Origin of the sequence: Prosthecobacter sp. (assembly GCF_044222565.1) — a bacterium.
GTDB lineage: Bacteria > Verrucomicrobiota > Verrucomicrobiia > Verrucomicrobiales > Verrucomicrobiaceae > Prosthecobacter.
In genome coordinates this window covers 426,012-450,677 of the sequence record NZ_JBGANA010000002.1, presented here as the reverse complement: position 1 = coordinate 450,677, position 24,666 = coordinate 426,012, and the positions used below count along the sequence as shown (strand labels likewise).

20 protein-coding genes and 1 tRNA gene are annotated in these 24,666 nt (G+C 61.6%); 5 read left to right on the top strand and 16 right to left on the bottom strand.

The window, feature by feature from the left end:
- Window positions 1-13: 13 nt before the first annotated feature.
- From ACILSR_RS04010 to ACILSR_RS03980, 7 genes are all read right to left on the bottom strand, one after another.
- On the bottom strand, window positions 14-1,219 hold the full coding sequence (locus ACILSR_RS04010; protein WP_395748434.1) for a nitrate/nitrite transporter: 1,206 nt from the start codon (window positions 1,217-1,219) through the stop codon (window positions 14-16).
- Window positions 1,220-1,398: 179 nt separating this feature from the next.
- On the bottom strand, window positions 1,399-2,808 hold the full coding sequence (locus ACILSR_RS04005) for an alginate export family protein (protein WP_395748433.1): 1,410 nt from the start codon (window positions 2,806-2,808) through the stop codon (window positions 1,399-1,401).
- A 36-nt stretch (window positions 2,809-2,844) separates the two neighbouring features.
- Window positions 2,845-3,723, bottom strand: a complete 879-nt coding sequence (locus ACILSR_RS04000; RefSeq protein ID WP_395748432.1) for an ABC transporter ATP-binding protein — start codon at window positions 3,721-3,723, stop codon at window positions 2,845-2,847.
- Window positions 3,720-4,625, bottom strand: a complete 906-nt coding sequence (locus tag ACILSR_RS03995; protein ID WP_395748527.1) for an ABC transporter ATP-binding protein — start codon at window positions 4,623-4,625, stop codon at window positions 3,720-3,722. The genes ACILSR_RS04000 and ACILSR_RS03995 overlap by 4 nt, the downstream gene beginning before the upstream one ends.
- Window positions 4,579-5,490 carry a nitrate ABC transporter permease gene (gene ntrB, locus ACILSR_RS03990; protein ID WP_395748431.1) on the bottom strand — a complete coding sequence of 304 codons (912 nt, stop codon included), beginning with the start codon at window positions 5,488-5,490 and terminating at the stop codon, window positions 4,579-4,581. The genes ACILSR_RS03995 and ntrB overlap by 47 nt, the downstream gene beginning before the upstream one ends.
- 22 nt (window positions 5,491-5,512) lie before the next feature.
- Window positions 5,513-6,802: a CmpA/NrtA family ABC transporter substrate-binding protein gene (locus tag ACILSR_RS03985; RefSeq protein ID WP_395748430.1), complete on the bottom strand. Its 1,290-nt coding sequence runs from the start codon at window positions 6,800-6,802 to the stop codon at window positions 5,513-5,515.
- Window positions 6,799-7,908, bottom strand: a complete 1,110-nt coding sequence (locus ACILSR_RS03980; protein WP_395748429.1) for a CmpA/NrtA family ABC transporter substrate-binding protein — start codon at window positions 7,906-7,908, stop codon at window positions 6,799-6,801. Before ACILSR_RS03980 ends, ACILSR_RS03985 begins: the two co-directional genes overlap by 4 nt.
- Before the next feature lie 94 nt (window positions 7,909-8,002).
- Between ACILSR_RS03980 and ACILSR_RS03975 the strand changes: the two genes are divergently transcribed.
- Window positions 8,003-8,917, top strand: a complete 915-nt coding sequence (locus ACILSR_RS03975; protein WP_395748428.1) for a LysR family transcriptional regulator — start codon at window positions 8,003-8,005, stop codon at window positions 8,915-8,917.
- Here the strand turns inward: ACILSR_RS03975 and ACILSR_RS03970 are convergent.
- Complete coding sequence (locus ACILSR_RS03970; protein ID WP_395748427.1) at window positions 8,822-9,784, bottom strand: hypothetical protein; 963 nt, start codon at window positions 9,782-9,784, stop codon at window positions 8,822-8,824. The two genes, ACILSR_RS03975 and ACILSR_RS03970, sit on opposite strands and share 96 nt — an antisense overlap.
- A complete protein-coding gene (locus tag ACILSR_RS03965) occupies window positions 9,781-10,983 on the bottom strand; it encodes a magnesium transporter (protein ID WP_395748426.1) in 1,203 nt (400 codons plus the stop codon). The genes ACILSR_RS03970 and ACILSR_RS03965 overlap by 4 nt, the downstream gene beginning before the upstream one ends.
- 97 nt (window positions 10,984-11,080) lie before the next feature.
- Between ACILSR_RS03965 and ACILSR_RS03960 the strand changes: the two genes are divergently transcribed.
- Complete coding sequence (locus ACILSR_RS03960) at window positions 11,081-12,073, top strand: rhomboid family intramembrane serine protease (protein ID WP_395748425.1); 993 nt, start codon at window positions 11,081-11,083, stop codon at window positions 12,071-12,073.
- A 288-nt stretch (window positions 12,074-12,361) separates the two neighbouring features.
- On the top strand, window positions 12,362-12,916 hold the full coding sequence (locus ACILSR_RS03955; protein WP_395748424.1) for a cob(I)yrinic acid a,c-diamide adenosyltransferase: 555 nt from the start codon (window positions 12,362-12,364) through the stop codon (window positions 12,914-12,916).
- 630 nt (window positions 12,917-13,546) lie between these two features.
- Here ACILSR_RS03955 and ACILSR_RS03950 read toward each other — a convergent pair.
- From ACILSR_RS03950 to ACILSR_RS03935, 4 genes are read right to left on the bottom strand one after another with little or no spacing between them, the layout of a single operon-like run.
- A complete protein-coding gene (locus ACILSR_RS03950; RefSeq protein ID WP_395748423.1) occupies window positions 13,547-15,058 on the bottom strand; it encodes a DUF4340 domain-containing protein in 1,512 nt (503 codons plus the stop codon).
- 49 nt (window positions 15,059-15,107) lie between these two features.
- A complete protein-coding gene (locus ACILSR_RS03945) occupies window positions 15,108-17,447 on the bottom strand; it encodes a Gldg family protein (protein ID WP_395748422.1) in 2,340 nt (779 codons plus the stop codon).
- Window positions 17,448-17,491: 44 nt separating this feature from the next.
- A complete protein-coding gene (locus ACILSR_RS03940) occupies window positions 17,492-18,250 on the bottom strand; it encodes an ABC transporter permease (RefSeq protein WP_395748421.1) in 759 nt (252 codons plus the stop codon).
- Between the two features lie 43 nt (window positions 18,251-18,293).
- Window positions 18,294-19,034, bottom strand: coding sequence for an ABC transporter ATP-binding protein (locus tag ACILSR_RS03935; RefSeq protein WP_395748420.1), 741 nt, complete (start codon window positions 19,032-19,034; stop codon window positions 18,294-18,296).
- Window positions 19,035-19,298: 264 nt separating this feature from the next.
- Between ACILSR_RS03935 and ACILSR_RS03930 the strand changes: the two genes are divergently transcribed.
- Window positions 19,299-21,143, top strand: a complete 1,845-nt coding sequence (locus ACILSR_RS03930; protein ID WP_395748419.1) for a hypothetical protein — start codon at window positions 19,299-19,301, stop codon at window positions 21,141-21,143.
- Between the two features lie 405 nt (window positions 21,144-21,548).
- Here ACILSR_RS03930 and ACILSR_RS03925 read toward each other — a convergent pair whose 3' ends face one another.
- The 3 genes from ACILSR_RS03925 to ACILSR_RS03915 all read right to left on the bottom strand — a co-directional run bounded on the left by ACILSR_RS03925 (window position 21,549) and on the right by ACILSR_RS03915 (window position 23,741).
- On the bottom strand, window positions 21,549-22,409 hold the full coding sequence (locus ACILSR_RS03925; RefSeq protein WP_395748418.1) for a hypothetical protein: 861 nt from the start codon (window positions 22,407-22,409) through the stop codon (window positions 21,549-21,551).
- 226 nt (window positions 22,410-22,635) lie between these two features.
- Window positions 22,636-22,712, bottom strand: a tRNA-Asp gene (locus ACILSR_RS03920).
- Between the two features lie 102 nt (window positions 22,713-22,814).
- Window positions 22,815-23,741: a hypothetical protein gene (locus ACILSR_RS03915; protein ID WP_395748417.1), complete on the bottom strand. Its 927-nt coding sequence runs from the start codon at window positions 23,739-23,741 to the stop codon at window positions 22,815-22,817.
- Between the two features lie 164 nt (window positions 23,742-23,905).
- Here ACILSR_RS03915 and ACILSR_RS03910 point away from each other — a divergent pair, with 164 nt between their 5' ends.
- The gene (locus tag ACILSR_RS03910) at window positions 23,906-24,661 is read left to right on the top strand and encodes a pyridoxine 5'-phosphate synthase (RefSeq protein ID WP_395748416.1); all 756 of its coding nucleotides are present in this window, start codon (window positions 23,906-23,908) and stop codon (window positions 24,659-24,661) included.
- Window positions 24,662-24,666: the final 5 nt, after the last annotated feature.

The window sequence follows — 24,666 nt, the reverse complement described above, 5'->3', positions numbered from 1 at the left end:
TCAGGAGGTGAAATCAGATGCGTGCGTCAGCGATGGCACCCCACGTGGTGCGCCAGCGCAGCTTGACGAAATTCAGACCGATGAGGGCAAGAATGCAGAGCGTGGAAAAAGCGAGCAGGCCTGCGAGGTAGCTGCCGGTGAGTCCTTTGGAATAACCCAGCGAACTGGCCAGCATGAAGCCGCCGAGTCCGCCACCACATCCTACCAGACCGGTCATCACACCGATGTCCTTGGCAAAGCGCTGCGGCAGGAGCTGAAACACCGAGCCATTGGCCATGCCGAAGGCGCAGGAGGCGAGGAAGAAACCGAAGGCGCAGAGGTAGATCGATCCTGCGCAGGCCGCGAGCACCAGGGCCACCGCGGCGCTGAGGAAGAAGACGTGCAGGGCGCGGATGCCGCCGAGGCGGTCTGCTAGAGCACCGCCGACCGGCCGGCCCAGCGCGCCAACGAGCGTGCACATGGCCGCCCACATGCCAGCCTCCACCGGCGCGAGATGAAACTCGGAGGTGAAGTAGATAATGAGAGATGCGGCCAGACCGGAGAATCCGCCGAAGCTGATGGTGTAGAAGAAGCAGAACCAGTGCGCGTCCTTTTCCTTCAGCAGGTTCGCATAGTCTTTGAAGGTCTTCTTTTTCACCTGCACCTGCGCCTCTTTGGAAAAGACCATGTAGATGACGAGAACCAGGACCAGTGGGATGAGCGCGAGGCCGAAGACGGCATTCCACCCGTAGATAACGGCGAGTCGCGGGGCGAGGATGGCATCGATGACGACGCCGACATTGCCCGCACCGGCGAGACCGAGCACGAGGCCCTGCATGTTTGGCGGATACCAGCGGCCCGCCTGCGGAAGCGCAACCGCGAAGCTGGCACCAGCGACGCCGAGAACCACGCCGAGCATGAGCGTGTGGGAAAACTGATGCAAACCCGTGATCCATGCGATGGTCATGCCGGCGATGACGATGAGCTGGGCGATGATGCCGGTGTTTTTGGCCCCGATGCGGTCCACCAGCATGCCGAGCAGAATGCGGATGAACGCACCCGAGAGATAAGGCACCGCCACCATGAGGCCCTTCTGCTGAGGAGTCAGGCCAAGAGAAGTGCCGATCTGCGCACCGAGCGCACCCAGGATGGTCCAGACCATGAAGCTGACATCAAAGTAGAGAAATGACGTGAGCAGCGTGGGCCAGTGTCCTGAGGTTTTGAGATCGGCAAATTTCATGGGCGGTCGGGGTGGTTGAAGTGCCGCCTTTAATAGCGGCCAGCGTGCCAAGTGGGCCGCGGCAACCAAGAATTGGATTGAATCGTTTTTATAAAATGCATGAATATCTTTCATGCATAACCCGGCGCACGGCTGCTCAGGAAAAAGACTGCGGCAGCCGGCGCTGGGAGGCGGGCAGATCAGAAGTCGATCTGCATCTGCACGTAGCCAAACTGGGCGTTGCTGGAGAAGCCGGTGTCACGAAGATACTGACCGGCGACGAAGTAGCTGTAGCCCGTGAGGAGAGCGACGTGGGGATTGAATTTATAGCTCACGGTGAGATCAAACTCCTGGCCGCGGAAGCTGCTGGCGGAGCTGGAGGCGGCGTTCAGCGGGCGCACGCGGGTGGCGCCGTTGGCGCGGTACCAGGCATCGGCATTGTTGGCATTCCAGTAGAGGTGGTAGTCCAGCATGACCTTCATCTTCGGCGTCGGCATGAAGCTGAAGTTCACCTGGGGATTGTGCACGTTCTGCCAGGCGGTGGTGTCCATGTAGCCATAGAAGAGGTGGTTGGTCGGGAAAAGGTTCTGGAAGGTGCCCACCTTGCCGTCATTGGGACTGCCGTCTCCGGAGGCGTAATTGTACTGGATGCCAAAGCGCGGCTTCCATGACGACTTGAGCCAGTTGTAGCCAGCGCCCCAGTGGCCCGCATAAGCGGTGAGAGAGCGTCCGCCCACCTTGCCGGTCTGGAAGTCCATTTCGGTATCGTAGTCAAAGCCGTTGAGCTTTTTGGGATCGCCCTTCCAAAGGGTGCCGAGTGTGACGAAGCTCGTCGAGCCGATGGGCGCGCCAAAATTGGCGGTGCCGTCATCACGGTAATGCAGGGCATAGAAGTCCGTGGTGGTGTTGAAGGGCACAAACAGCGTGCTGAAGTAAAGACCGCTCAGGAAGGCATTGCGGTTGTCCCGCTGATCCAGCAAGTCGGACTTGTTCCACTTGTTGTTCGTGAAGGTCACGGGGCTGGCGGTGAAGGCGTCCAGGGACCACTTGGAGGAGGTGTAGCGGAGTTTGAACGCATCAAAGGTGCGCGCCTGATTGGCCCACTCCAGCGGTCCGATGAGACGCTGGTCTCCATAGGAGAGGAACTGGCGGCCCAGCGTGGCGCTGAAACCTTTCTTGGCATTGCCGAGCTGCACGTAGGCTTTGAGGATGTCGAAGATGTCGTCACCTTCCGCACCGCCCACACCGATCTGACGCGCCCGGCTGCCGCCGATCTCGCGCACATCCTGGCCCTGAACATAGAGCTTGATCCAGGGGTTCACATCATAACCCACTCCGAGGCGGAAGCGCTGCAGCAGCCATGCGGCGTCCTGAGGGCTGTTGAGGGCGCTGTTGAAGTCGAAGTTGTTGTCACGGACTTCGTAGCGCATTTTTTCCTGCACATCGAAGGTGAACTTGCCCATCTTCATCGGGGCATAGGTGGGCGGAGGAGGCGCGAGGGTGAAGCCTGGCACGGGAGGCGCAGGCGTGGGCGATGTGATTTTTCCAGTCGGTGTTTGGGCAGTTGCCAGCGAGGAAGTCGCCAGCAAGAGTGGTAGAAGCCTTTTCATGGGATGCGGATGTGTGTAGGTATGTTGTTATGTCGGCTAAGCGGCGGCTTGCAGGGAAATGGGGGCGTGACGGGCCAGTTCGGCGGCCATGTCGGGGGACGGCACAAACTTCGGATCACGGCTGGGACGGATGTGCGACTTGTCGTTGAGGAAGGTGATGAGGTGCTCGCGCAGCTCGTAGTAGCGGGGATCTTCCATGATCTGCTTGCGGTTGCGCGGCCGCTCGAAGGGAATGCTCAAGATGTCCCCCACCTCGGCCTCGGGGCCGTCGGTCATCATCACCACGCGGTCTGAAAGGAAGATGGCCTCATCCACATCATGCGTGACCATGAGGGTGGTGATGCGGTTGCGGCGCCAGAGATCGAGGAGTACTTCCTGAAGCTCGTAACGGGTGAGCGAGTCCAGCATGCCGAAGGGTTCATCGAGCAGCAGCATTTTTGGCTGCAGCGCAAAGGCCCGCGCAATGCCGACGCGCTGGCGCATGCCCTGGGAGAGTTCACCAGGGTATTTGTGCATCGCATCGCCAAGACCAACGATGGTGAGATAGTATTCAACCATCTGACGACGCTCCGTTTTGCTGGCGGTGAAATAGACCTGGTTCACGCCGAGCATGACGTTTTCAAAGGCCGTCATCCATGGCAGCAGGCAGGGAGACTGAAACACAATGCCACGATCGGGGCCCGGCCCACTGGCCTCACGACCCGCGAGGATCATGTTGCCCTGGCTGAGATCGCTCAGGCCGGCCACCATCATGAGGACGGTGCTTTTGCCGCAGCCGCTGTGACCGATGAGCGTGGCGAACTCGCCTTCCTTTAGTTTGAGATTGAAGTTTTTGACGATCGTCGCGGGACCTTTCGGTGTGTCGTAGGTCTTCCACAGACGATCCAGTTCGAGCATGGGAAGGTAGGCGCTCATGCTGCCACCTCCACTTCTTCACGTTTGCCATCGGAGCGGCGCTTTGGGCCGGAGCGGTTGAGGAATTGCAGCGAGTTCACGGTGGTGAGATCTTCGGGAAGGATGTCCGGCAGCGTGAGTTTGACGCTGGTCTTGGGCTTCATGCGGCCTTTGGCATCGAGCAGGGTGTTGATGAGCTCGGTGCGCAGCTTTTTGAACTTGGGATCGTGATTGAGCGTCTTGCGATCACGGGGCCGTTCGAGATCGACCAGGATCGGCTCGCCAAGCGTGGCGGGCGAAGTGGGCAGCAGCGGGATGACGCGATCCGCCAGCAGCAGCGCCTCATCGGGGTCATTGGTGATCCAGAGAACCGTGGTGAGGTTTTGACGCCAGATGTCGCTGATCTCGTCCTGAATCGTCGCTCGTGTGAGAGCGTCGAGGGCGCTGAGCGGCTCATCGAGCAGCAGCACCTTGGGCTGCATCGAGAGCGTGCGGGCCACGGCAACGCGCTGGCGCATGCCACCGGAGAGCTCCTTGGGCAGCTTGTGCGCGGCGCGGTCCAGCTTCACCATTTCGATGTACTTTTTGACGTGCGCTTTGCGCTGCTCGGGGGTCCAGTCTTTGAAGACCTCATCGACAGCCAAGGCGATGTTTTCTTCAACCGTGAGCCAGGGCAGCAGCGAGTAGTTTTGGAAGACAAGACCACGGTCAGGACCAGGACCGGTGATTGTTTCACCAGAGATGGTGGCAACACCAGCATCAGGCTTTACCAATCCGGAGATCAGATTGATCAGCGTACTCTTGCCAGAGCCTGAGTAACCTACGATAACAACGAACTCGCCTTCAGTGAGCGAGAGATTGATGTCCTTGAGAACCTCAGTTCGACTGCCTCGCGGTCCGTACCCCTTGGAGGCACCTTTGATTTCGATAAGCGCTCATCAGCCGGTCCAGCACGTAGCCGACGACGCCGATGGTGAGGATGCAGAGGATGATGTGGGCGTAGCTGTTGGCGTTGTATTGCTGCCAGAGGAAGCCGCCGACGCCGGGACGACCGGTGAGCATTTCCACCGCCACGATGACGAGCCAGGCAATGCCGAGACTCAGGCGGAAACCGGTGAACATATAAGGCAGCGTGGCGGGCACGAGAACCTTCCAAAGCGTCTTGCTCTTCGAGAGCTTGAGCACCTTGGCCACATTCAGGTAGTCCTGCGGGACGGCACGGACGCCGACGGCGGTGTTCATGACGGTGGGCCACATGGCGCAGATGGCGATGGTGAAGAGGGCGGCGGCATCCGAAGCACCGAAGGTGGTGCGGCCATCTCCGTTCACGATTTTGACCCCGCTGAAAAGGATCATGCCCAGAGGCAGCCACGCCAGCGGTGAAACTGGACGCAGCACCTGGATGATGGGGTCAAAGGCGGTGGTGAACTTCTTCGAGAGGCCGAGGAAGAAGCCGATGGGGGTGCCGACGACGAGAGCGATGAGATATCCCTCCGCCACCAGCACCAGAGACATCCACGTGAACCGCAGAATGCCCTGATCCAGCTCTCCACGCTTGGCAAAAGGCTCCGTGACGTAGAGCCTGCTCGCCGTCCATGTCTCGGCCGGGGTCGGCAGGTCGGCGGAGAGGCCCTGGCGTTTCGTCACTTTTACCTTGTCGCCGAAGTCGTCCACCTTTTCGGTGATGACTGATTTTCCGGCAATTCCATACCATAGAAGGACACAAACTAATATTGCGCCCAACGGCAAAAGGATGGAGTCGAGCTTGAAGCGGTGGATCAGGTGCATAATGCGGCTATGCGGTTTGAGGTTAGGCTTTGAGCGTCTTGACGGCGAAGGAGGCGGCGTAGGCCTCGAGGTCGGCCTTCGGATCGAAGGTGACGCCGTCGAAGAGGGTTTCGGGTTTCTCATCGACACCGCCGTGGGCGTAGCCGATTTCCTTCATGGCTTCTTCGTAGATGTCCGAGCGCATGACCTGCTTGGCCACGCCTTCGTAGTCGGGAGCGCCGTCCACGAAGCCCCAGCGGCGGAGCTGGGTGAGCCACCACTTGGCGTACTTGGCCTGGGGGTAGTTGCAGTTGCGGTCGCTGAAGATCATGTAGTTCGGGTCTTTGATCTTGCGGCCGTCTCCCATGTTGTACTTGCCCTGCAGGCGGCCGAGGATGGTTTCCGGCGGGCAGTTGATGTAGGTGGCGGCGCTGACGATGTTTGCCTGCTCCTCGCGGTTTTCCATCTTGTCCAGCCAGACGCTGGCTTCATGCAGGGCTTTGAGCACGGCCTTGACGGTCTTCGGATTCTTGGCGGCGAATTCCTCGGTGAAGGCGCAGACTTTTTCGGGATGATCTTTCCAGATGCCCTGCGTGGCGATGGAGGTGTAGCCGATTTCTTCGGCGATGGTCTTGGCATTCCAGGGCTCGCCCACGCAGAAGCCGTCCATCTTGCCGACCTTCATGTTCGCGACCATCTGGGGAGGCGGCACGGTGATGAGGGAGACATCGGCACCCGCACCTGCGGCGTCGCCGGGATTGATGCCGCCGGCGGCGAGGTAGTAGCGCATCCACATGGCGTGCGTTCCCGGCGGGAAGGTCATCGCGAAGGTGAGCGGATTGCCCTTGGCCTTGGCTTCATCCACGAAGGGCTTCAGCGCCTTCGGATCATCGGTAACCTTGCCTTTGAAAGTGTTGGAAAGCGTGATGGCCTGGCCGTTGCGATTGATGATCCACGGAGCGATCATCGGTTTCTTTGGCGCGCCGCCGAGGCCCATGGTGCTGGCGATGGGCATGCCGAGCAGCATGTGCGTGGCCTGGATGTCCCCGTTGGTGAGGGAGTCGCGGATCGCGGCCCAGCTTGCGCCTTTGCTCACCGTGGAATTGACGCCGTATTTTTTGAAGAGGCCTTTCTCATGCGCCACCACGATGCTGGAGCAGTCGGTGAGGGCGATCATGCCGAACTTCATGTCCGGAGATTCCGGAGAATCATCGGCGTAGGCGGAGCCGATCCAGCCCTGGGGCAGGCCGGAGAAAAGGGCGCCGAGACCGGCGGTGGCGCCGGTGCGGAGAATGGAGCGACGGGTGAGCGGAGACGGAGATGTGGGATTCATGCGTGGGCGAGTTTGGTGCGTTTGTGCGGTTTTGCGGTTTTGCTGGCGGCGGCTGTTTTGGCTTGGGGAAAATCGAGTTCGGCGGTCCACGCTTCACACAGCGCGGCACCGGCCTCGGCGAACTGGGTGTTTGAGAGCAGACCGTGGGCGATGAACTGGTCGAGCAACCAGCGGCCGCGCTCGCTGAGAGGCGTGTTGGCATCGCGCCGGTGAAAAATGTGGAAGTCCGTGACGGGCACGGATTTGTCCGAGCCGAGATCGAGCGGACCCACGAGCGAGCGCTTGAGGATCTTCTCGCTGCCGGTGAAGTAGCCGCTGTCGGCGAGGACTTTGGCGACATCGGCCCGGTTTTCCTGGGCATCGCAAAACTCGCAGGATTCCTTGAGAGCATTGATGATGGCCTGGGATTCCTCGGCGTGGCCGGCGACGAAACGCTCGGTGGTGAGGAGGACTTTTTCAGGATGGCCCGGGGCGAGCTGCTCGCTGGTGGCGGCGATCCAGCCGATGCCTTTTTCCACCGCGTAGGAGTTCCAGGGCTCGCCGACGCAGTAGCCATCGATGAGGCCCGCCTCCAGACTGGCGGCCATCTGAGTGGGTGGAAGGGCCACGATGCGGACATCCTTCTCCACATCGACGCCGCCCGACTTGAGCCACTGGCGCAGCAGGAAGTAGTGGGAGGAGTAGCGGGACACCATGCCAAAGGTGAAGCGGCGGCTGAAGGCGCTGCGGATGAGCTTCTTCAGGCTGGCGGCATCCCGCACGCCGCGGTTCCAAAGGTCGCGGCTGAGGGTGATGGCGTTGCCATGAAGGTTGAAGACGAATGGGGCCACCACACGGCAGGGCGGAGAGCTGAGCCCGAGGCGCATGGCCAGCACAAGACCGGCGATGGCGTGAGCGGCATCCACCTGCCCATAGAGCAGCTTCTCCCGAATGGTGGCCCATCCGACCTCACAACTTAATTCAACACGAACACCGTGCTTGCTGAACAGATCCAGATGCCGGGCCACCAGCAGCGGAGCACAGTCGGCGAGGGGGATGAACCCGATGCGGACTGGTTGAACGACACCGGCCAGGGGGGCTTTGGAAACTGTAGGGCGTGCAGGCATGACAGCCCTCATATCAGCAGCAGCGAGGCCATCACGCGATATTTCCGGTATAAACAACGCGCAAACTTTTTCAATTGATGTATGAATTCCATTCATGGACCAAGCCATCGACACCCGCCAGCTCCGCGCCTTCGTCCGGCTCGCGCGCAGCGGCAGCTTCACCCAGACCGGACGCGAACTGCACCTGACACAGAGCGCGGTGAGCCATGCCATCAAATCGTTGGAGACAGATCTTGGCAGCCGCCTTTTCCACCGGCAGGGCAAGCACGTGCACCTCACGCACGCGGGGCGCGAGCTGCTGCCGCACGCGGAGACGATCCTGCAGTCCATGAGCCATGCGCGCGCCGTGCTGGGCACGCTGGACCAGACGCCGCGCGGCAAGATGAAGATCGGCTGCACCACCGCCGCGGCGCAGTTCATCCTGCCCACCGTGCTGCGGGAGTTTAAAGAATCCTTCCCGCTTTATGAGATCAAGGTGACGTGCGGTGAGACGCCGGACACCATCGACCGTCTGGTGAGCAACGAGGTGGACCTGGCCGTAAGCCTGAAGCCGCTGGATGTCTCGCGCCTGAACTGCCACGCCATCTTTGATGATGAGCTGGAGTTCCTCATCTCTCCCCTGCGCCGCTGGGCGCAGACGCGGCCGAAGCTGAAGGACGCGGCGAATGAGACCTTCATCGTCGCGAGCCGCAACAGTCTGAACTTCTCCATGATTCAGGAATACTTCCTCAAAAACGGCGTGCGGCTGAACTCCTTCATCGAGCTGGGCAGCTCCGAAGCCGCGGTGGAGCTGGCGAAGCTGGGCATCGGCGTGGCCATCGCCGCGCGGTGGATCGCACGCAGTGAGATCGAGGCAGGGCAGCTCATCGCGCAGCCGCTGCCGAAGGCCAAGCTGAAGCGCCGCTGGATTGTCTCAACGCTCAAAAACCGCCCGCTGAACCTGCCCGAGCGCACGTTCATCGGACTCTGCGAGGAAGTCGGTCGGCGGATGAGCAGTGACTATCTCTGAGAGCGCCGTGCAGCAGAGGTGCAGATCTCTGCGCAGTTCCGCAGCTTTCGCGGCCAGCCCGCGTTGTTCGCGTTCATACTGGGCGCGTCCTTCCACGGTTTCGATTTTCACCGGTTCATATCCGAGTGCGCTGAGATCATAGGGACTCGCGCGCATGTCGAGATCGCGACCCTGCAAAGCGAGCTCGAAGCTCGCGCCGATGAGATCAGAGCCGGTCCAGGGCCAGAGTTTGGAGGACCATTTGTACAAATCCATGTTCGCATGCAGGCACGCCGCTTGTTCGAGATCGGGCCGTGCATCCAGCGTGGGGTTCAGCACGTTCAGCGGCCGCGCTTCAGGCGTGAAGAAACGGAAGGCGTCGTAGTGTGAGCAGCAGACAGGCAGGGACTCAACCAAGGCGGCAAGCTCATGCGGAGGCAGGCGCAGTTCATAGCCCTGATGCCGCACCTGCTGTGCTGACTGGCGGTACACCATGGCCCACTCATGCAGGCCGTAGCAGGTGAAGCGCCCTGCCCTGCCGAGGATGCGCGTGCACAGCATGGCGACCCACGCGGCGAATTCGCGCTCGCGCTGCATGAATCGGCGCTCATCGATCTGCAGCAGACCGTTTGCATGGATGAAGCGGTCGCCTTGCAGCCAGGGGCAGGCTTCGAGATCTGCGGCGGTGATTTCCAAACTCACCCCGTGCGGCGGCACCCACTGCTTAAGCTTGGCGGGGGCAAAGCTGTAATAGGTGAAGAGGAAATCGTGCACCGGGTGTTTGGCACCACGGCTGCGGCGGTCCACAAAGGCATCCGCGTGCGCAGCCACGCGTTCTGCGTGCGCCTGCATGCGCTGCCGCCACTCGTCTCTCGTCCACACGATCATGGCACCAGCAGCGTCGCCAGACCGAGGAAGGTGCCCATGCTGATCACATCCGTGGCGGTGGTGAGGAAGATGCTGGAGGCGGTGGCGGGGTCCGCGCCCATCTTCCGCAGCGTCAGCGGGATCAGGGCGCCGCTCAGACCACTGACCACGCAGCTTGCCGTCATGGCCAGCCAGACGACGAGAGCAAGCATGATGGCGTGGGGATTCTTGTTCATCCACGCATACACCCACATGCCGAGACCGGCGGAAACGCCGACGAGCATGCCATTGAAGAGACCGAGCAGCCCTTCTTTGATGACCAGCCTGCGCTCGTCTCCCTTTTTCAAATCTCCCAGCGTCATGCCGCGCAGCGCCACAGCCAGAGCCTGGCACCCCGTGTTTCCAGACTGCCCTGCCAGCACCGGAAGAAAGACGGCCAGCAGCACCATGCGGTCCAGCGTGCCCTGAAAAACACCCACCACCGCCGCGGCGATGAAGCAGGTGACGAGATTGATCTGCAGCCAGGGATGGCGGAAGCGCAGGCTGCGCAGGATGGGCGTAGAAAGGCGCTCCTCCTTTTCCACACCGACCATGGAGCCGACCTGCGCGCTGATCTCGATTGCACGCGCTTCAAACAAAGTCTGCCCCCGCACCAGCCCCAGCAGCACGCCGTCCTTGTCGCAAACGGGATACACAGGGTAGTGCTTGTTCACCACGACCTTCATCGCCTCTGTGAGCTCCATGTCGGGGGCGAGCGTGAAAGGGTTTTTCACCATCACGCTGGCGAGCTTTTCATCCGGCGCGGCGAGCATGAGGTCACGCATGACCAGCAGGCCCAGGAGATGATCGTTGTCATCGGTGATGTAGCCGTAGGTGATGAAGGCTTTTTTGGAGAGCTGGCGGATGTCCTCGATGGTGTCGCGTGCGGTGGCATCGGGACGGAAGACGGAGACGGGCGCCTCCATGAGCCAGCCGACGCTGTCTTCCGGATGCTCGCGATTTTTTGCCCACTGCTTGGCCTTGGCCAGCGGCACAAAGGTCATGGCCGCGGTGCGCGGCTCGTCCTGCATCTCCTCCATTACTCGCTGGGCCACCATGGGGTTCAGCTGCTGCAGCACCTTGGCGGCATCCTCGCCGGAGGCCTGCTCCAGCAGGTCGGCGGCGTCATGCGCCCCGCTTTGGGAAACGGCATCAAGCAGTGATTCGGAGGATGATTCCATGCGTGGTGTAGAAAGATTAGCCGCACCGGCGGCGGTTGTCATCGCCAACGCACAAAAAATACTCGCATCAGACGCATGGAGGGGCACATTCCGGGCCATGGCCTTGTACGATCGCGATTACATGCGTGAACGCCCGCCACGTTCTTTTGCCAGGAGCGTGCGGAGGATTCCGGCCTTTTACATCATCCTGGCCATCAATGTGGTGGTGTTCATCATGCAGTTTGTGTTTGAGATCGGCTGCATCCGACTGCCCCTGACGGGGGAAATCTACATGCCCATGGGCGGCGTCAGCGTGGATGAGCTTTCGCTCGGCCATGTGTGGACGTTCTTCACCTACATGTTTGTGCATGGAAACGTGGTGCATTTCGTGGTGAACATGGCCATGCTGTGGTTCATCGGCAGATGGGTGCAGGAGCGCCTGGGCAGCCGCCATTTCGTCATGATTTACCTGCTCTGCGGCATCGTGGGGGCCGCCGCGGAGATGACGGTGAACGGCGTCGTGCATGGAGACACCACCACGGCTCTGGTGGGCGCCTCCGCCTCGGCCTTCGGTCTGCTCATGGCGCTGGCCGTGGTGGCGCCCGCGGAGCAGATCACCGCCCTGTTTTACTTCATCATTCCCGTGCACCTGCGGCTGTGGACGCTGGCCAAGGGGCTCTTCCTCGCGCAGCTGATCATGGGACTGACGAGCCTGATTTTCCATGTGCTGCCGGAGTGGTTCAAGATCGCCTACTTCGCGCACCTCGGCGGCGCGGTGATGGGCTGGTTTTATGCACGCAGCATCGGTTACGGGGACAGGCCCATGACCTACGCCAGCCAGTGGCAGCCGATGGATTTCCGGCAGCAGCGCAAGCCCGCCATGGCGCGCTCCCGCACCCGCACGGCGATCGATCTCGAAAACGAAACCGTCCCCCTGCCCCCGCACCGGCCGCACCTGGACCCCGTGACCGCCTTGATCGAAAAGGAGGTGGACCCGCTGCTGGACAAATGGAACCAGCACGGCAAGGACAGCCTCACCGCAGATGAGCAGCGCAAACTGGAGGAAGCCAGTCGTGAGGTGCGCCAGCGGCAGGGCAAAGCTGCGCCGTGAAGCCGAAGCCCCCGCCGCATGCTGTTCACCTATTCCGCACGTCTGGCCACCTTGATGCTCCTGATTCTCTTTGCAGGCTGGGAGGCGCGCTCCTGTCACAAAAGCAGCGCCGCTTCTTTCTCTCCCAAGCGCCCGCCGGCTGGCAAAGCTGCGGCACCTCGGAGGCGGACACCCAAAAGCCCGGCCGCGGATGAATGAGGCGCCGCATTGACCGGCGCCGCAGTGCATCCTTTTAGAAAAGGCATCCGTTCCATTCCTTTTCCCTCACATTTCATTTCATCTCATCTCATGTCCATCGCCACCCGCAAAGGAGACCAAGGTCAGACCGACATGCTGTTCGGCTGCCGCCTGGCCAAATCCCACCCCCGTGTCCATGCGCTCGGCGCTGTGGATGAGCTGAACGCCGCCCTCGGTCCGCTGCGCATCGCCGCCGCGCGGGCGGAGACACAGGAGATCGTGCCAAAGGTGCAGCGGATGCTCATCGAACTCATGGGCGAGCTGGCGACACCACCGGGAAATGAAGCGAAATATGCGGAAAAACACCCGGAGCGGATCGCAACTGCGCAGGTGGAGTGGCTGGACGAGTGGGTGGCCAGGCTGGAGGCAGGCGGCGCGCTCAAGTTCAAAGGCTGGGCGCTGCCCGGCGAGGCAGGCGTGATGAGCGGTGCGTATGCAGATCTCGCACGCGTGGCCTGCCGGCGCGCGGAGAGAAATGTGATCGACCTTCAGGGAACGACGGATGAAGTGCCAAATGTGGAGATCATGCGGTTCTTGAACCGGCTCTCGGACGTGCTGTGGCTGCTGGCGCGGTGGGAAGAAGGGTGTGGGCAGGGCGAGTTGTGAGCCGAGGGAGGCGAATCATTTATGATTTATGATTTATGATTTATGATTTATGATTTACGATTTATGATTTGAAGGGGCTGGGACGTAACGCGTGATCACAGGGCCGTAGGTTGGACGTGTTTGGCGTCGAGAGCGCTCTACGTCCCACGGTCCCCGTCCGCCAAACCGTCCGACTGCGAGGACGTTCGTTCGCCCCAGTGTTTGCAGCACGCTCGCAGACGGACGGGCTTGCGCCACGGTCGTCCTACATTCCATGCAGCGCCGCTCTGGGCCGTAGGTTGGACGTGTTTGGCGTCGAGAGTGCGCCATGTCCCACCGTCCTCCTCCGCCAAACCGTCCGACTGCGAGGGCGTTCGTTCGCCCCAGTGTTTGCAGCACGCTCGCAGACGGACGGGCTTGCGCCACGTTCGTCCTACATTTGATTTTCAGAAAATCTGCTCACAGCGGGTGGCATGGGCGATGTGGCTCGGTATTCCGATACCGAGTCGGCACCGTCGCGGTATCGGAATACCGCGCTACATCCCCGCATGTCGCCGTTTGTCGATTCAGCCCGCTCAACGGCACGATGTACGAAAAACGGAGTGATGCAGAACATCACTCCGTCGTGGGAAAGCAGCGTTGGTGCCCGGGTTAGGGCTTCTTTTCGGCCTCGGGCTTGGCGGGTGCTGCCGGCGGGGCGCTCACAGGAGGAGTCGTGGCGGTGGCTGGCGCGGGTGCGGCAGCGGCTGGCTTGTCTCCGGTGGCTGGCGCGGGCGCGGGCGCGGGTGCCGCGTCAGGAGCAGGCGCGGGTTTGAGCTCAACCTTCGGGGCAGCAGGGACGGGCGGAGGTGGGTTGCTGATGCTTGGCGCGGACGGCGCTGCGGGCATGGCAGGGGCTCCGGGAGGGGCCACCATGTTGAGGCCGGGGATCATCTTCTTCACGTCGGGCAGGCCGGCGGGCTTGCCGGGGACGGCGCCTTCGGGTGGCGTGCCCTTCATGTCCGGCATGGCGAGGATCTCATGGCGCTTCTTCAGCAGGCTGCTGACGGTGTACTCGGAGACTTCATAGACCCAGCCTTCGCAGGCCTTCTCGTTGGCGAGTTTCTCCTCCTTCTTTTTCTTTTCTTCAGCAAAGGCGTCGTCGTTTTTCTTCTTGTCCTCGGGCTTCTCGTCCTTCACGGGGGCGCGCTCCTTGGGGATGTCTGCGCTGACGTTCACGGTGAGGTAATACTTGTCTCCGCCGCCCTGCCCTGCCTGCTTCGCGGCCTGGACGTCGTAAGTGAAGCCTTCGAAGGTGACGAGCTTGGCCTTCACGGCGTCTTTCATCAGCGTCGCGGCCTTGTCCTTGGCCAGCACATCATTGAAGGTCGGGGTGGAGAGAAGTGAGCCGAGCGAGACTTTGGCAGCATCGATCTTCTCCGTGGGCTTGCCGCCTTCGAGGGCGAACTCGGCGGTTTCTTCGGCGCGGGAAGCTTTCCAGGAATCTTCCGGCTTGGCGTCGGTCACTTCCACGGACTTCAGCTTCTGCACGTCGATGAAGGTCTTGGCCAGCCAGTCGCTCGGCTTGGTCACGAGGTCGGGGAGCTGGTCGGCGATCTCATAGATGGTGTCGTCGCCGATGAGGCGGACGAAGCGGTTGCCCTTGGGGCCTCCGCCGAACATTTTCATCTGGTCGTTTTCAGAGCCGCCGCCGGAGCTGGTGACCTGGCCGCCCAGCACGAAGGAATACTTCACAGCGCCCTTGTCATCAAACAGCTCCACGAAGGTGCCCGCGCCTTCGCCGGATTCCTTCAAGCCCAGCTTGCCCCAGGTGTCTTTGCCGACGCGGCGGGCCGCCTTGACCTTCTCATACTTCAGGCTCATCAGCGCCGTCTGCAGCTTTTCTTTTTCGACCGGGTAGCCGCCGCGCTCCTGGCAGACCCAGGTGTCGTTCTGCACGGTGAGGGTGATTTCGGCCTTGTCGTCCTTGATGTGGATCTTGCGGATGCCGTTGATGTCAAATCCCTCCGTCTTGCCGTCCTTCTCAGTCTCAGGGAACAGAAGCTCCCGCATTTTGACGGTGGTGGTGGCTCGGTTGAGGCGGGTGGTGCGCTCTTTGCCCTTGAACACAGCGATGCCGATGATGGCAGTGAGGAGGACCAGCAGAATAAGAATCTTCTTCATGGCGATGGGAAATGGAAAGGTGCTGAAACAACAGGGGTGGAAGGTTCAATCAGGCGGCGGCCGTGGAAATGCGGCGGAACATGGCGACGATGAGGCCCACAAGCAGGACGAAGACAGGGACCACGAGGACGTTGAGGGCCTTGATCACCGTCTTCCGGTACTCGACTTTCTTGTTCACTTCCTTGCGGATGTTGCTCTCCTCTTTGTCGAGCTTCTTGGTGTTCTTCTCCATCTCCTTGATGTTGTCCATGGTGGCCTGGTCAACGATCAGCGTCCCTCTCTTGAGGTCGAGCTGTGGACGGGCCTTGTTGAGCTTCTCGGCCAGGATCTGGCGCTCTTTGGACAGTTCCACGAGGCGCGGACGGTACTGCTCCTCCACTTCCTCGCGCATTTCCTTCAGCTTGGTGAAGGGACGGATCGGAGCCTTGCGGTTGCGCACCTGGATGAGGTCGCCGCCACCGGCGAAGACTTCCACGGCGTTGAGCAGCATGGGCAGGTTGCCACCATTGGTGACGGCACCCACGCCGAGTTCTCCCTGGCGCATGCAGAAGGCGTCATAGAGCATGTCAGCATCCGAGAAGAGGAGGACGTTACTCTTGCTGTCCTTGGACTCCTTGAGGGAGTTGTCCGGTGCCTTCGGCGCTGCGGCGACCGCAGGTGCGGCCGGGGCGGCAGGCGCGCCGGCGGGTGCACCAGGAGCAGGAACGGCCACAGGCGCGGTGGTCACAGAAACCGGGGGTGTGGTCACAGAAACCGGAGCCGGAGCGGCAGGCGCAGTCGCTGGTGCAGCCGGAGCGGAGGTGGCAGGGGGTGGTGGCGCGGCGACTGGCGCGGTGGTCACGGACACGGGCGGCGTGGTCACTGCGGCAGGAGGCGCTGCTGGAGCCGGTGCGGCAGGGGCTGGCGCGGTGGCAGGCGGAGTCGCTGCCACGGGCGGAGGCGGTGGTGCGGCAGGTGCCGGTGCGGGAGCTGCGGCAGGAGCAGCAGCAGCGCCTGGGGCGGTCACGTCCTGCTCTGGGCCGCCGGTGTCTTTCGGGCCGGCAGGAGCGGCGGGCTTGCCGTCTGGGAAGGCGGTCTTGAACTTGCCGGTGATGCGCACTCCCACCACCTGCTTCTTGCCGCTGGAGACGAAGTTGATGTTGGGCTGGCGGCGCAGTTTGTCGGCCTCAGTGGTGTCGATCATCTGCGAATTCTCCGAGCTCGTGGCCAGGGTGATCACATCCAGGCCTTCCTTGCGCTCGATGCCCAGGGATCCGGCATTGATGAGCGTGAAGGACTGCAGGCCGGCGGTCACGCGGTCATCCTGGTTGATGACCTGCTTGGGCAGCTGCAGCGCGGTGGGCATGAGGCGGCCCTGAAGATTGCCACGGTAGTTCATGTCCGTGACCACCATGTCCTTCTGGAAGGTGATGCCCCAGGACTTGAACAGGTTGGGCAGATCGGAGGAGGTGTTGATCATGTTGCCCGGCTGGCCCGTCATCGGGTTCGGCTGGCTGCTCATCGCCTGCGCCAGAAGGCTCTGCGGGTCCACAAAGGCGATCACATTGCCACCACCAAGGAGGTACTGGTCGATGGCAAATTCCGTCGTCTTGCTGACCTCCGCCGGATGCACCACGAGCAGCACGGTGATGTCGCTGTCGATCTTGTCCGCCGTCATGGGGACGTCACGCGTTTCATAGCTGGCCTTGATCTGGCGGACGACTTCCCAGGCCTCCGGGCCCCGCTGCTGCTGGAAGGGCATGGAGGGCGTGCCACCGATGGGCATGGCGCTCATGATGCCGATGGTGACCTTGCGGCGCTTCACCTCTTCATCCGTCGGCGGACGCAGCCCGGAAGGACTGGCGACCATCTCGGTGGGCTTGATCACTTTGACGATGGACCGGGCCACTTCGTACTCCAAGGCGCTGGCGTCTTCCGGATTGAGGAAGGGCAGCACTTCTTTGACGTCCAGAGACTGCACGGTCAGCCCGAGGTAGAGGTGGTCTCCCTCCTGATTCACCTGGAGGCCGCGGATCTCATCGCTCTTCGCATCGTCCTCGGCATCGGTGTCCGGGTTCGGGTGGATCACTTCCAGGGTCACCTTGCCATCGCTCTGCTTTTCAAACTCCAGCAGCAAGTCCTCGATGGAGCGGGCGTGCGGCTTGAGCATCGGCGGCATCACGCGGTCGTCATTGGTGGCGTAGAATTTGATGGTGACCGGTGCATCGGGGTTGATGCGGTTGAGGATGTTCTTGGTCCCCTCGGAGAGGGTGAACAGGCCGTCTTGGGTGAGGTCGAGCCGGTAATTGCCAAAACCCACGACGCCGACGAGGAAGTTCAGGGCGACAATAACAGCAACGATCAGCAGCGCAGTGATGCCCGCTGTGGCGGACTTGGAGGAAGCACTCATGATGACAAAGGAAGGTTGGTTGAGGGAAAAAGAGGTGGAGGCGATCAGGCGCGCTTGGAGCGGAGGCCGAGATCTGTGACCAGCAGCGACACGATGATGACGGAGATGAAGTAGAGCACGTCACGCATGACGAAGATGCCCTTGGTCAGCTCATAAAAGTGGTCCATGAAGCTGAAGTAGGAGATGAAGCCCACCATCCACTCCATTTTGGCGGGAAGGGTGTTGACCAGCGTGTGCGTCACGAAGGGGTGGCCGATGAGGCCGATGACGAAGCAGACAAAGACGCTGATGACCAGGCAGATCACCTGGCTGCGGGTGAAGGCGCTGATGGCGGAGGTCACGGCCAGGCAGGCCATGGCATAGAAGTAGCTGGCCACATAGCCGCTGATGATCGGGCCGCTGTCCGGATTGCCCAGATAGGACACGGTCCAGACGATCGGGAAAGTCAGGGACAGGGCGATGAGCCACACCACGGAGGCCGCGAGGAATTTACCCACAATGGCCTGCCACTGGGAGACGGGCATGGTCATGAGCAGCTCGATGGTGCCCAGACGGTGCTCCTCAGACCACAGGCGCATGCCCACGGCGGGTGCAAGCACGGTGTAGATCCATGGATGATAGGCAAAGAAACGCCCGGAGAGCGAGACATCATCATAGTCCAGCAGGCCGGCGAGGCCAAAGGTGAAGCCGTTCGTGGCCAGCAGGAAGATGATGACGATGACGTAGAAGACGGGGGAGTTGAAATAGGCCAGAAACTCCCGCTTGAAGACGGCCAGTGTGTTTTGGATGTCTCGGTTGCTCATGCGTAGGTAGGATGGAAAAGGTTGGAAAAAAGGAGAACAAAGATCAGGCGGCCTTCTTGGGCGCCGTGTCGGGCTTCGTGATGCTGCGGAAGACTTCGTCCAGCGAGGCTGCGCCGGGCACGAGTTTCTTGAGGCTGTCCGGCGTGCCGTCCGCCACCACCTTGCCACGGTCAATGATGATGGCGCGGGAGCAGGCGGCCTCCACTTCCTCCAGGATGTGGGTGGAAAAGATGATGGCCTTGTCCTGGCCCATGCGCTTGATCATGCCGCGCACTTCATGCTTCTGGTTCGGGTCCAGGCCGTCCGTGGGCTCGTCCAGGATGAGCACATCCGGATCATGAATGATGCTCTGGGCAAAGCAGGTGCGGTGGCGGTAGCCCTTGGAAAGGGTGTCCACGCTCTGGTTGCGCACGCTGTCCAGGAAGCACATGTCCAGCACGCGGTCGATGGCCTTCCTGCGGGCCGCGCCATGGATGCCGCGCAGCTCCGCGCAGAAGCCGAGGAAGCTGGCCACGGTCATGTCTGAATAGAGGGGGGCGTTTTCCGGCAGGTATCCCAGGCGCTGCTTGGCCTGCTCCGGCTGCTCCAGCACATCGATGCCGCACAGGCTGATGCTCCCTGCCGTGGGGCGGAAGTAGCCGGTCACCATGCGCATGGTGGTGGATTTTCCTGCGCCGTTGGGCCCGAGGAAGCCAAGGACTTCGCCTTTTTCCACGGAGAAGGAGACATCATCGACAGCCACCTTGGTGCCGAACACCTTGATGAGGTTCTTAACTTGGATCATAACGTCGTTGGGATCGGTTGGTTGGGAGGCAATGGAACGCCACGTGAGGACGGTTCTGGTTGCTCGCCCCCTCCGGACGTTCAATCGCGGAGCGCTGCTTTAGGAGGAGACGGCGGCTTTTCAACTGAATTTTCGTAACCTTGCAGGCTGGGATGCCCCGCAGAGCCTGACTATCAGGTGACAGTCTTTTCACAGATTAAATTTCAACGTGACGGCGCATTTTGGACACCTACATTCAGCGCCCCTGCCGTCTGCCCACCTTTCATGCTTTGGAACCAAAACATTGATCCCACCAAGGATCTCTCTCAAAAGCCCTTCATTTTGTGGCGTCCCTTCATCGCCACCTGGCAGTGGCTGGTGCCGCCAACCGTGGCGCACCGGGACCGCCAGTCCCCGCTGGCGCGCTGGATCGCCGCCTTTGTGATCGTGAGCATCTGCACCACCCTTCTCATCCTGGGCGTGGTGTACGCACGGCCCATGAAGACCGCCTTCAAGAACATGCGCGCCGAGGGCAAGGTGAAGGAGGCGCGCCAGATGGCGGAAAACGGCCAGGTGGTGAATGCCGTCATGAAGGCCCAGGAGGCCTACTCCATCGCCCCGGAGAGCGAAGACGCCATCCGGCTGAACTTTGAATACTTCACGCTCATGAAGCGGGACACCGCGGAGTATTTCCACAAGAAGCTCAAGGACATGGGCGCGCTCACCGCTGCGGACGACCAGCTCTACGTGCGCTGCCTCATGAACCTGGGCAAGGTGAAGGATGCCTCCAAAGCTCTGGAGCAGCTCATGCGCGTGGAGCAGCCCACCGAGTCCCTGATGAAGCTGGCGGAGGAGGTCTGGGGCCAGCGCGAGCAGAACAAGCCGCTGCTCGCCATCCTGCGCACCTACACCAAGGACCACCCGGATGACAAAGACAGCGCCCTGCGCTTTGCCAAAGTCCAGCTCGCCTCCGGAAATCCCACCGAAGTCGGACAGGGAATGGAAACCCTCTGGAAGCTGGCCTCGCAGGACGATGTCCTGGGCCTGCAGACCCTGGAGTACATCAACAGCCTGTCCTCCCTCACACCGGAGGACACCGAGCGCCTGATCGCTCGTCTGAAATCCCACCCCAAAGGAGACGACCGCCACTACGTCACCGCCTTGAAGCGCGAAGTGCAGCTCAATCCCGGACGCAAAAAGGAGATCGTGATGAGCGGTGTGATGAAGTACCGGGACAAAAAGCGCGATCAGCTCCTGCCCTTCATCCGCTGGCTGGTGGAGGAGAAGGAGTTCACCCAGATCCTCGCCATGCTGCCCGAAGACGAGGCCAAAGCCCACCAGGGCCTGCTGGAAAATTACCTCAACGCCCTGACCATGCTGCAGCGCTTCGACGACCTGGAGCGCCTGGTCAACGACCCCAAGGTCACGGAGATCATCGACGCCACCACGCTGGCCATGTACCGCGCGCATCTGGCCTTCATCCTGAACAAGCCCTCCGAGGAGCTGCGCACCAAGCTCATCGCCGCCAAGGACGCCGCGCAGTTCAACGGCCGCTACTCTACCCTGCTGCAGATCGCCAAATACGGCGAGGACCGCGGCCACTTTGACATCGCCGAAGACGCCTACCGCCAGGCCATCAAGGCGGCGCGGAGAGCCTCCGCCTCGCCCAAGACCGAGCGGGAAGCCTACACCGGCCTGCTCAAATCCTGCCTGGCCAACCAGAACACCGAAGCGCTCATCCAGGCCGCCCAGGAAGCCGCGAACCGCTGGCCGGACGACTCGAACTTCAACGAGACCTTCCTCTACGTGAGCCTGCTCGCGGGCCGCAACATCGAGCTCTCCCTGCGCAACGCCGCCAACCTCCTCAAAACCCAGCCCACCGACAACCAGCGCAAGCTCACCGTCGCTCTCGCCCGCTGGCGCATGCAGGACATTCAGCAGGCGGTGGAAAACCTGCAATACATCGACCTCAACCCGCTCACCGAAGGGCAGCGCGCCGTGTTTGCCGCCATCGCCAACAGCAGCGGATTCCATGATGATGCCATGGGCGTGATCAAAAAAATCAATCCCAAGGCCACCATGCTGCCGGAGGAACGCCGCTGCTATGAGCGCGTGGCACAGGCGAAGTGAGGACGGTAGGCGGTGAGCGGTGATTCAGTAAGTCAGTAAGGCAGAGGCCAGCGTGCCGCTGCACGCCGTAGGTTGGGCGTGTTTGGCGTCCAGCGCGCTCCACGCCCCACCATAACCTCCGCCAAACCGCCCGACTGCGAGCACGTTCGTACGCCATGGTGTTTGCAGCACAAGCGAAAGCGTCTTGAAGTGCGGTCGCGCAGATGCAAGGCGCAGACTTGCATCGCAGCTACCGCTTTCGAGGAGGTGAAGAGAGTGCTCCTGCCATGTGTCACCCTCCGGCATGCGGATGGGTGCTTTCGTGCGCGTGGTGGAACCCCGCCTGCCACCACCCCTGCGAAAAGCGGTAGCTTCGCTCGTCCCTCGCTGCGCGACCGCACTCCAAATCCCCGCTCGCTCATTCACTCATCGGGTTTTCACACTCTCTCCATTCCCTCCACCATCGACCGGCACAGAAATTCCGCGTTCAAAGTCGATCGACTGCCATTTGACGTCCCGGCGCTTCGGATCACTGACCCGCTCAAACCAAACTTCAAAGGATTCACCGATGTGCAGCGGCAGAGGTGAGGAAGCCTCAGTCGATGGCGGAGGCTCTTCACGAGGCGGAGGAGGCGGAGGCGGTTTCCTGGCATTCTCCTTTTCCCATTGCTCGAACACCCTTGGGCGCAGATCCAGCTTCGTCGGCAGCCATTCGGCCAGGTCTGCCCGACCGGACAGAACCGACGCACCGTTGTGCTCCCACCATTCGAGCAGCGCCCTGCTGCATTCGGGCAAGTTTTGGTAACGCCATGTGTGCCCCCGGATGTCTTGCAGCCACATCTCGGTTCTCGCCGGCAGGCCGGGAATCGCGACAAGAGCTTTGACCATCATCTCGGCCGCCGCCTGCCGGACGCGACCGATCGTTGATATGACGTCCCCTCCTCCTCCTCCATGGTAGATCTCCAGGCTGCCGTGAGCGACGTCCTCCAGAAGCAAGGGAATCATGCATGCCTGCGGGCACTCCAGCAGCGCCCGCTCGGCGCCGTCGTTTCCCTGGCGGAAGGCATAGACCACCCGCGCGATCGTGGGCATGTCCGCCCGCGATAGCAGCACCTGAACCGCAGCGTCCTGCTTGCGATAGTACGGTGCTTCCTCGGCCATCGCGCGCAGTTCCGGCGTGGACGCGGCATTGATGTCCGCAACCCCTTGCCAGGATATTTTCATCGAGGCCGGGAATCGCTCAAGCGGCATCTCCTCGGAGGCACGTGCCGAAACCGGCATGAGCATCCATCCCGCATAAAAGATCATTGAATGCCTCATGGTAAGGTGGTCGTGAGTTCGCCCGGACGCATGTCAGTCAGCAGACAGCTCGGACGCGGCATTTTCTCTCCCGAACACCTCCCGATGACAAAGAGCTTTCGGTGACGTTTTTTGACCACTCCCATCCCGCTCTCGCACCCCGCAAAAAAGAAAAAGGCCGCCTGCGAAATGCAAGGCGGCCTGGTAACCCAACTGGCGGAGCGGACGGGGCTCGAACCCGCGACCTCCAACGTGACAGGCTGGCGTTCTAACCAACTGAACTACCGCTCCTTTGCCGTTTGGGGGCGCGATACTAAACGCTCCATTCCCGCTGGCAAACGGAAACTATAAATGTGTGAAAAAAAATCACCGCATTCCTTCCCCCTCAGCACCTCACGGCACTTCTTCCCCGGAGCCGGTGTAGAACCAGCCGGTGACCTTGCCATTGAGCACCAGCGCCTGGGCTTCCACGGGCTGCAGGCCAAAGATGGTCTTCACATTGGCGGTCAGTTTCACCGCCCAGCCGGACCGGCCCTGGATCATCACCGGCTGCGGGTCATTCCAGTCCAGCACGTTCTCCGGTTTGATCTCCGTCACCTGGCCGCGGTGCATGCTCGCCACGAGCAGCGGGAAGGCGCCCTTGGAATCGCGCACGGGTTTGCCTGCGGCGTCCGCCTCGCTGCTGGAGGGGGCGGCTTCCACCGGAGCAGAGGAGGCATTGAGCGCTTTCTTCGCGGCGATGGCCTTCAGCTCTTCGGCGCGGACGATCTTCCACTTTTCATACGAGGCATTGAGCTGCTCCTTCAAATCGGTGGCGTCGATGGGAAGCTGCCCACGCGCTGGCGAGGTGGCGGTGGGGGCCAGGATGATCGTGCCGCCCTCGGAGCCGATGGCAAAGGCCTTGCCTCCAGCAGCGACCTTGCTGGCGCCGACGCTCATTTTAAACATGGTATCCTGCAGCAGCTTCACTTCACGCGGGAAGGCGGTCTGCGGGATTTTGAGCCAGTTGCCCGTGAGATTTTCGATGGGTTCAAACTTCGGGCCGCTGGAGGCGGTGGTGGCAGGAGCGGCAGGCTTGGTCGGTGCGGGCTCCACGGGCTTCGGCGCCTCCACCACGGCGGGCTTCGGCGGCTCGGGCATGGCCTCCTTCACCACCGGCTTTTCCTCTTCCTCCTTCGCCGGCTTGGCTTGCACGACTTTGGGTTTCACGGGCACGTTGAGGCTTTTGAAAACGAGCTTCTTGCCGGGAGGCGCGCCAAAGTAGTCATAAGCCAGAAAGGCGCCGCCTAAAATAAGCAGGGTGACGAAGAGGGATTTCATGGGGGAGGTTTGGTCTGAAGGTTTGGCTCACGCGTGTCCGCATGGAGCATCGATTCAGTACTTCCATTTCTTGGGCACGCCGTTACATTTTTCTGTAAAGATTGCGTCAAAAGTCGCATGGACCCCGTGCTTGCGGCGTGGATGCCCCGAGCTACATAGCCTTCATGCCCCAAAACAACCTGCTTCTTGGAGTCAACATTGACCACGCCGTGACCCTGCGTCAGGCCCGCTACCGTGCCATGCCGGACTCTCCCAATGCGGAGCCGTCCGTGCTCGCCACCGCGCTGGCCTCGGAGGCCGCGGGCGCTCACTCCATCACCGTCCATCTGCGCGCGGACCGCCGCCACATCCAGGACGCGGACGTGCACCTGCTGCGCAAGCACATCGGCACCAAGCTCAATCTGGAAATGGGCAACACGCAGGAGATTCTCGCCATCGCCCTCCAGGTGCGCCCGGACTTCGTCTGCATGGTGCCGGAGAACCGCGAGGAAGTGACCACCGAAGGCGGCCTCGACGTCGCCGGCCAGCGCGAGGCCCTGCGCAAAACCGTCAAAGCCCTCAGCGACAACGGCACACGCGTGAGCATGTTCATCGATCCCGATCTGGAGCAAGTCCGTGCCAGCGCGGAGATCGGCGCGGCCATGATCGAGCTGCACACCGGCACCTTTGCCAACCACACCGGAGCCGAGCGCGCCGCCGAAGTGGAGCGCCTGCGCGCCGCCGCGGAGCTGGGCCACTCCCTGGGCCTGCAGATCAATGCCGGCCACGGACTGACCACGCAAAACCTGCCCGACCTCTGGACCGTGCCGCACCTCGCGGAGCTGAACATCGGCCACCACATCATCTCCCGCTCCCTCTTCATCGGCCTGCACGGCGCGGTGCGTGAGATGCTTGCCGTCATGGCCACCTACCGCCCTTGATTTCT

Excerpts from the sequence above, each read along its gene's own strand:
- ACILSR_RS04010 (WP_395748434.1), bottom strand. The coding sequence starts at position 1,219 with ATGAAATTTGCCGATCTCAAAACCTCAGGACACTGGCCCACGCTGCTC.
- ACILSR_RS04005 (WP_395748433.1), bottom strand. The coding sequence starts at position 2,808 with ATGAAAAGGCTTCTACCACTCTTGCTGGCGACTTCCTCGCTGGCAACT.
- ACILSR_RS04000 (WP_395748432.1), bottom strand. The coding sequence starts at position 3,723 with ATGAGCGCCTACCTTCCCATGCTCGAACTGGATCGTCTGTGGAAGACC.
- ntrB (WP_395748431.1), bottom strand. The coding sequence starts at position 5,490 with ATGCACCTGATCCACCGCTTCAAGCTCGACTCCATCCTTTTGCCGTTG.
- ACILSR_RS03985 (WP_395748430.1), bottom strand. The coding sequence starts at position 6,802 with ATGAATCCCACATCTCCGTCTCCGCTCACCCGTCGCTCCATTCTCCGC.
- ACILSR_RS03980 (WP_395748429.1), bottom strand. The coding sequence starts at position 7,908 with ATGCCTGCACGCCCTACAGTTTCCAAAGCCCCCCTGGCCGGTGTCGTT.
- ACILSR_RS03975 (WP_395748428.1), top strand. The coding sequence starts at position 8,003 with ATGGACCAAGCCATCGACACCCGCCAGCTCCGCGCCTTCGTCCGGCTC.
- ACILSR_RS03970 (WP_395748427.1), bottom strand. The coding sequence starts at position 9,784 with ATGATCGTGTGGACGAGAGACGAGTGGCGGCAGCGCATGCAGGCGCAC.
- ACILSR_RS03965 (WP_395748426.1), bottom strand. The coding sequence starts at position 10,983 with ATGGAATCATCCTCCGAATCACTGCTTGATGCCGTTTCCCAAAGCGGG.
- ACILSR_RS03960 (WP_395748425.1), top strand. The coding sequence starts at position 11,081 with ATGGCCTTGTACGATCGCGATTACATGCGTGAACGCCCGCCACGTTCT.
- ACILSR_RS03955 (WP_395748424.1), top strand. The coding sequence starts at position 12,362 with ATGTCCATCGCCACCCGCAAAGGAGACCAAGGTCAGACCGACATGCTG.
- ACILSR_RS03950 (WP_395748423.1), bottom strand. The coding sequence starts at position 15,058 with ATGAAGAAGATTCTTATTCTGCTGGTCCTCCTCACTGCCATCATCGGC.
- ACILSR_RS03945 (WP_395748422.1), bottom strand. The coding sequence starts at position 17,447 with ATGAGTGCTTCCTCCAAGTCCGCCACAGCGGGCATCACTGCGCTGCTG.
- ACILSR_RS03940 (WP_395748421.1), bottom strand. The coding sequence starts at position 18,250 with ATGAGCAACCGAGACATCCAAAACACACTGGCCGTCTTCAAGCGGGAG.
- ACILSR_RS03935 (WP_395748420.1), bottom strand. The coding sequence starts at position 19,034 with ATGATCCAAGTTAAGAACCTCATCAAGGTGTTCGGCACCAAGGTGGCT.
- ACILSR_RS03930 (WP_395748419.1), top strand. The coding sequence starts at position 19,299 with ATGCTTTGGAACCAAAACATTGATCCCACCAAGGATCTCTCTCAAAAG.
- ACILSR_RS03925 (WP_395748418.1), bottom strand. The coding sequence starts at position 22,409 with ATGCTCATGCCGGTTTCGGCACGTGCCTCCGAGGAGATGCCGCTTGAG.
- ACILSR_RS03915 (WP_395748417.1), bottom strand. The coding sequence starts at position 23,741 with ATGAAATCCCTCTTCGTCACCCTGCTTATTTTAGGCGGCGCCTTTCTG.
- ACILSR_RS03910 (WP_395748416.1), top strand. The coding sequence starts at position 23,906 with ATGCCCCAAAACAACCTGCTTCTTGGAGTCAACATTGACCACGCCGTG.